The sequence below is a fragment of the Magnetococcales bacterium genome, from assembly GCA_015231175.1.
In the GTDB taxonomy this organism is placed as follows: domain Bacteria; phylum Pseudomonadota; class Magnetococcia; order Magnetococcales; family DC0425bin3; genus HA3dbin3.
In genome coordinates this window covers 1-5770 of sequence record JADGBZ010000126.1, presented here as the reverse complement: position 1 = coordinate 5770, position 5770 = coordinate 1, and the positions used below count along the sequence as shown (strand labels likewise).

Sequence of the window (5770 nt, the reverse complement as noted above, 5' to 3'; positions counted from 1 at the left end):
GCAACATGGAAACCTCGTGTGGATTCTACCAGATAAACCAAGTTGGGACACTACCTAAAAGCCTTTGTCAGGGCTTCGCCCGAACCCCACCAGGACGCTGTCCTGGACCTGCCAGGGAGCCGGCCCCCTGGACCCCGATGCGTGGCCGGGTGGTGAATGGCTACAAAAATCTGCACGACCCGAAATAAGGTTTTGCAAGAGAGTGCGAGGAGCGGCCCGTCGTGCAGGTCAGGGAATTCATCCCTGGCAGCGATCAAATCCACTGGATCCTGATCGCAACCGGTGCCATGATGTGCCCCCTTCGCCGCGTTGGGGTTTGGGAGGGGTGGGAAGATCCGCGTCGTTGGTGGATACATGTTGGCCCATGGCCAGGGAGGCTGGTGGTGTTTGATCTGGAGTTCGCAGGGAGTGCGTTGGGTATCGTGCCGTTGCTTCCCGAACATGTCGCTCCCCACACACGTTTGACATCCGTGACGATCGACAGCCGGCAGGTGACGCCGGGAGCGTTGTTTGTGGCGATCCCGGGCCTGCGCTTCGACGGACACGACTTTGTCGCCGAAGCGGTGAACAAAGGGTGCGGGGCGGCGGTGGTGAGTCGCCGACCGGAGGGTCCGGTCGCTGTGCCGCTGCTGCTGGTACCGGATACCCAGGTCGCCCTGACGCAGTTGGCCATGGCATGGCGCAAGCGGGTCAACCCCCGGGTGGTGGCGGTGACCGGCTCTTCCGGAAAAACGACGGTCAAAGAGATGATCGCCGCCTGCCTGGCCCGGCAGGGCGGCGTGCATGCCACCCGGGGCAACCTGAACAACCACCTGGGCTTGCCGTTGACTCTGCTCGCCATGCCCCCCGACTGCCGGGTGCTGGTGGCGGAAATGGGCATGAGCGCCGCCGGGGAGATCCGCCATCTGGCCGGCGTGGCGCCCCCGCATGTGGCGGTGGTCACGAGTGTCACCTCGGCTCACCTGGAACACCTGGGCTCCCTGGAAAACATCGCCAAAGCCAAGGCGGAGTTGCTGGAAGCCCTCGCCCCGGAAGGCGTGGGGATCATTCCGGGCGACAGCCCCTTCACCGCACTGTTGCGCAACGCCTGTCGGGGTCGGGTGCGTACCTTCGGTTTTGCGGCGACGGATCCCTCCCGGGCCGAAGATGTGCGTCCGGAAGGCGACGGCCAGAGGTTTCGTCTCCTGCTGGAGCCGGAACAAGTGGCCATGACCCTGCTGGTGCGCCACCCGGGCCGGTTCATGGTGGCCAATGCCGTGGCGGCTGCAACGGCGGCCCATTTGGCCGGCGCCAGTCCGGATGACCTCGTGACAGCCGTGGGCAATTTTCAACCCGGGGCGGGCCGAGGGGGTGTGCGCCGGAGCCGACACGGCTGGTGCGTGGTGGACGACACCTACAACGCCAATCCCGGTTCGATGAGCGTGGCCCTGGACTCCCTGGCCCGCTTTGCCGCCGCCGGCCATCGGGTGGCCATACTGGGAGACATGCTGGAACTCGGGCCCGATACAAAGCCGATCCATGCCGATCTGGCCATCCCGGTACGTCAGGCGGGCGTGGATCGCCTCTTTACGGCTGGACCCTGCATGGCCTCCCTGCACGATGCCGTCAAAAACGATGCCGGCAGGGCCTGCCACCATCAAAACGACCCGGCCCAATGGCTCGGCAGAATCCGTCCCCTTTTGAGGACGGGAGATGTGGTGCTTGTCAAGGGCTCCCGTGGCATGCGCATGGAACGTATCGTCCAAGACCTCCTGGCAGATTGAGAAAGCGAAACGATGCTCTATCACCTTCTTGTCCCCCTGTCCGAATGGTCTGAACGTTTGTCATTTTTGAATCTTTTTAAATACATCACTTTCAGGAGCATCGGGGCGATCCTGACGGCGCTGCTGTTGTCCTTTCTTCTGGGGCCGTGGATGATTCGCAAGTTGCGGGTGATGCAAAAAAAAGGTCAACCCATTCGCACCGATGGGCCGCAGCGCCATATCATCGAAAAAAAGGGAACCCCGACCATGGGGGGAACCCTGATCCTGATCGCCTTGGTGGTGCCAACCCTGTTGTGGGCGGATTTGAGCAATATTTTTGTCTGGATGGTGTTGCTCACCACCCTGGGGTTCGGCGCCATCGGCTTCTGGGATGACAGCCGCAAATTGCTTTGGAACAATCCCAAGGGGGTGCCGGCCCGGACCCGCCTGTTGCTCCAGATCGGCATTGCCCTGGGGGCGGCGGTTTTGCTGAAACTGCACGGCACCGGGCAGTTTGGCCTGTTGACGGTTCCCTTTTTCAAGCATGTCACCCTGAATCTGGGGTGGTTCTTCTTTCCTTTCGCAGTATTGGTCATCGTCGGCAGCAGCAACGCCGTCAACCTGACCGATGGACTGGATGGTCTGGCCATTGGTCAGACGTTGCTGGTGGCGGCCAGTTTTGCCATCATCAGCTATGTGGCGGGTCACGTCCATTTTGCCAGCTATCTGGGCATTCTCTATGTCGCCGGGGCCGGCGAACTGGCCGTCTTTTGCGGGGCCATGCTGGGGGCCTCTCTGGGATTTCTCTGGTTCAACGCCTATCCAGCCCAGGTGTTCATGGGCGATGTGGGGGCTTTGGCCCTGGGAGCGGCTTTGGGGAGCGTCGCCCTGGTGACCCATCACGAAATCGTCCTGGTCATCGTGGGGGGCGTTTTTGTGATGGAGACCCTGTCGGTGGTGTTGCAGGTGGCCTCTTTCAAGATGATTGGCCGGCGGGTTTTTCGCATGGCCCCCATCCACCATCATTTCGAGTTGAAGGGGTGGGCAGAACCCAAAATCATCGTGCGTTTTTGGATCATTTCGGTGATCCTTGCCCTGGTCGGGTTGGCCACCCTGAAGATTCGTTGAGGCCATTTTTTAAGAAAAGCTTGGATGTGAAAGCCTTTATCAGGGCTTCGCCCCGAACCCCACCAGGAGGAAGGGCACAGCCCTTCCTCCTGGACCTCCATCCCAGTTTTTCAGTTTCAACACCCGGTAACGAATCGGGGTCCAGGGGGCTGGCTCCCTGGCTTAGTCCAGGGCAGCGCCCTGGCGGGGTTCGGGGCGAAGCCCTGACAAAGGCTTTTTTCTCCAGGCTTTTCTTGAAAGAGTGCTGAGTCGTTACCTGAAATGTATGGAAACTTGGATGTCCCATGAAAGATCATTCCGAAGCCATATCCCAAATTTTGCCTGACGGTGGGGATCTTCCTGCGCCGCACGCTGGCCCGATCGGTGTGGTGGGGTTGGGGCGTTCCGGCGCGGCTGCCGTCCGTTTTTTGGCCGAGCGGCGCCACACCATCCTGGCATGTGATGAAAAATCCCAGGTTTCCGGCAGCGAAGCCCTGGCCGCCCTGCCCGGCGTCGAGGTACACCTGGGAGCGTTGCCCGCAGGCAGGTTGCGTCAGTGCCAGACTGTTTTGCTTTCCCCTGGCGTTCCCCGGAGTCACCCGGCCTTGCAGGCCTGCAACCTGGGCAACGATGTGGAGTGGCTGTATCGCTGGACCCGGAGGCAAACTCCGCCGCCGGAGTTTATCGGTATTACCGGCAGCAATGGCAAATCCACGGTAACGACCCTGGTGGGGCTCATGGTGCAGGAGGCCGGCCTCCCTGGAGCGGTGGGGGGCAATCTGGGCGATGCAGCCCTCTCCCTCTGGCATCCGGCGATGTCGCTCTATGTTTTGGAGCTCTCCTCCTTTCAACTGGAAAGCATCGATCGATTTCGCCCCAAGGTGGGTGTTCTGCTCAACATGACCCCCGACCATATGGATCGTTATCCAGACGCCGCTGCCTATCTGGCGGCCAAGGAGCGCCTGTTCAGGCATCTGGGAGCAGGTGACGTTGCCGTGATCAACGCGGAGGATCCTGCCTTGGCGGCCACTCTGGCCAACCTGACACGCTCCTCAGCCCATGTCGTGCCCTTTGCCATCGACAGGCCGGTTCCGGGCGGGATCTATGTTCAGGGGGAATATCTGGTGGACCACCGTTCCAGCCATCCCCATCCTCTGCTGGCGGTTGCTGACATCGCCATGGTCGGACGACACAATCAGGCCAATGCGGCGGCGGCGGCAGCGGCAGCTCTGGCGTGTGGCGTTCCACCGGCAAGCGTGGTGACGGTGTTGACCCGTTTTTCCGGTCTGGCCCATCGCATGGAGTTGGTCCGTACCCTGGAGGGCGTCCGCTACTACAACGACTCCAAGGGAACCAATGTGGGCGCCGTGGTGGCCTCCCTGGGATCGTTCAGCCGTGATGTGGTCCTGATCGCCGGTGGACGGGATAAAAACAGTGACTTTGCCCCCCTTGCCGGGCAGGTGCAGAACCGGGTCACGGCGGCGGTTTTGATCGGAGAGGCGGCGGACGCCCTGGAACAGATCCTGCGCCCAGTCACCCGGGTGGAACGCGCCACGGACATGGTTCAGGCCGTACATCGGGCCAGGGATCTGGTTCCCCCCGGCGGGGTGGTGCTGCTCTCCCCGGCTTGTGCTTCTTTCGACATGTTTCGCAACTTTGAAGATCGGGGAGAAAAATTTCGGGGGGCGGTCCATGGCATCTGACAAAAAGGGCTTTTTTGGTCAATTGGCCCAAATGGATTTGTGGTTGGCGGCTGCCGCTTTGACCCTGGTGGTCATCGGTCAGGTGATGGTCTATTCGTCGTCGGTTCCCGTGGCCATGCGCCGGTTTGGCGATCCCAACCATTTTGCGGTGCGCAACCTGATCTTTGCCATGATCGGGATCATTGTGGCTACGGTCATCAGTCGGCTTTCGGTGGAGTCGATCCGCAATCTGGGCCGGATTGGCTTTTGGGTTTCCCTGATGACACTGGCGATCGTGTTGATACCCGGCCTCGGTATTGAAGGTGGAGGCGCCCGACGCTGGATCAATTTTCGTGTTTTCACCATTCAGCCGTCAGAACCTTTCAAGGTATTGCTCGTTCTTTTCGTGGCCCATGTGCTGGAGACCGATCCAGGGCGCGTCCTCAGGATTAAGGGGGGGTTGCTTCCCTTGTTGGTCCTTTTTGGCGTTGCTGCCGCCATGCTCATGTCGGAACCTGATTTTGGCGCCACCCTGATCAGTGGCACGGTGGTGTTGGGTATGGTTTTTGTCGCAGGAATTCCTTTCGCATGGATTGTCTTCATGATCGTTGCGGCGATTCCAGCTGCCGCTGCCGGGGTGATCATGGCCCCCTACCGTTTTCAACGGGTCATGTCTTTCTGGGATCCTTGGGACGATCCCCAGGACTCCGATTTTCAATTGGCCCAGTCTCTTCTCTCCTTTGGCAGTGGGGGCATCAGCGGCACCGGCCTGGGAGAGGGTCGTCAAAAGCAGCTTTATCTGCCGGAGGCCCACACGGATTTTATTTTTTCCGTTATTGGCGAGGAGCTGGGACTGTTCTGGATCCTGTTGATCATCGCCCTGTTTGCCGCAATCATCTGGCGCGCCTTTGCCATCGCCCGCTCCACGCCTGACCCTTATGTCCGACTGGGGGCCGCCGGCATGGGAATCCTGCTGGGGACACAATCCATTGCCAACATGGGGGTGGTCATGGGGTTGCTTCCCCCCAAGGGGCTCACGCTGCCTCTGGTCAGTTATGGCGGATCCTCCCTGATCATCACTCTGAGCATCATTGGGCTGTTGTTGGCTTTTTCCCGGACTGTTCCCCCCCAGCACCATGCCAGCCGGGTGGGAAGAGAGTAGGTAACTATTCAGCACCCTTTCTAAGAAAAGCTTGGATATGAAAGCCTTTGTCAGGGCTTCGCCCCGAACCCCACCAG

General features: G+C 60.5%; 4 protein-coding genes. All 4 read left to right on the top strand.

Translation table 11 applies throughout. From position 1 onward, the window contains the following. Positions 1-383 precede the first annotated feature (383 nt). The 4 genes from HQL63_15530 (at position 384) to ftsW (ending at position 5693) form a co-directional block, all read left to right on the top strand. On the top strand, positions 384-1763 hold the full coding sequence (locus tag HQL63_15530) for a UDP-N-acetylmuramoyl-tripeptide--D-alanyl-D-alanine ligase (protein MBF0178237.1): 1380 nt from the start codon (positions 384-386) through the stop codon (positions 1761-1763). 12 nt (positions 1764-1775) lie between these two features. Then, positions 1776-2870 (top strand): phospho-N-acetylmuramoyl-pentapeptide-transferase, encoded by a 1095-nt coding sequence (locus HQL63_15525; GenBank protein MBF0178236.1) that lies wholly within the window; start codon positions 1776-1778, stop codon positions 2868-2870. 284 nt (positions 2871-3154) lie between these two features. Further along, the gene (murD, locus tag HQL63_15520; protein MBF0178235.1) at positions 3155-4552 is read left to right on the top strand and encodes a UDP-N-acetylmuramoyl-L-alanine--D-glutamate ligase; all 1398 of its coding nucleotides are present in this window, start codon (positions 3155-3157) and stop codon (positions 4550-4552) included. Next, entirely contained in the window at positions 4542-5693 is a 1152-nt protein-coding gene (gene ftsW / locus HQL63_15515) for a putative lipid II flippase FtsW (GenBank protein MBF0178234.1), read from the top strand. Before murD ends, ftsW begins: the two co-directional genes overlap by 11 nt. The last annotated feature ends 77 nt before the right edge of the window (positions 5694-5770 follow it).

What these genes read in the sequence shown, in the direction of transcription:
- HQL63_15525 (MBF0178236.1), top strand. Translation starts at nt 1,776, where the DNA reads ATGCTCTATCACCTTCTTGTCCCCCTGTCCGAATGGTCTGAACGTTTG.
- murD (MBF0178235.1), top strand. Translation starts at nt 3,155, where the DNA reads ATGAAAGATCATTCCGAAGCCATATCCCAAATTTTGCCTGACGGTGGG.
- ftsW (MBF0178234.1), top strand. Translation starts at nt 4,542, where the DNA reads ATGGCATCTGACAAAAAGGGCTTTTTTGGTCAATTGGCCCAAATGGAT.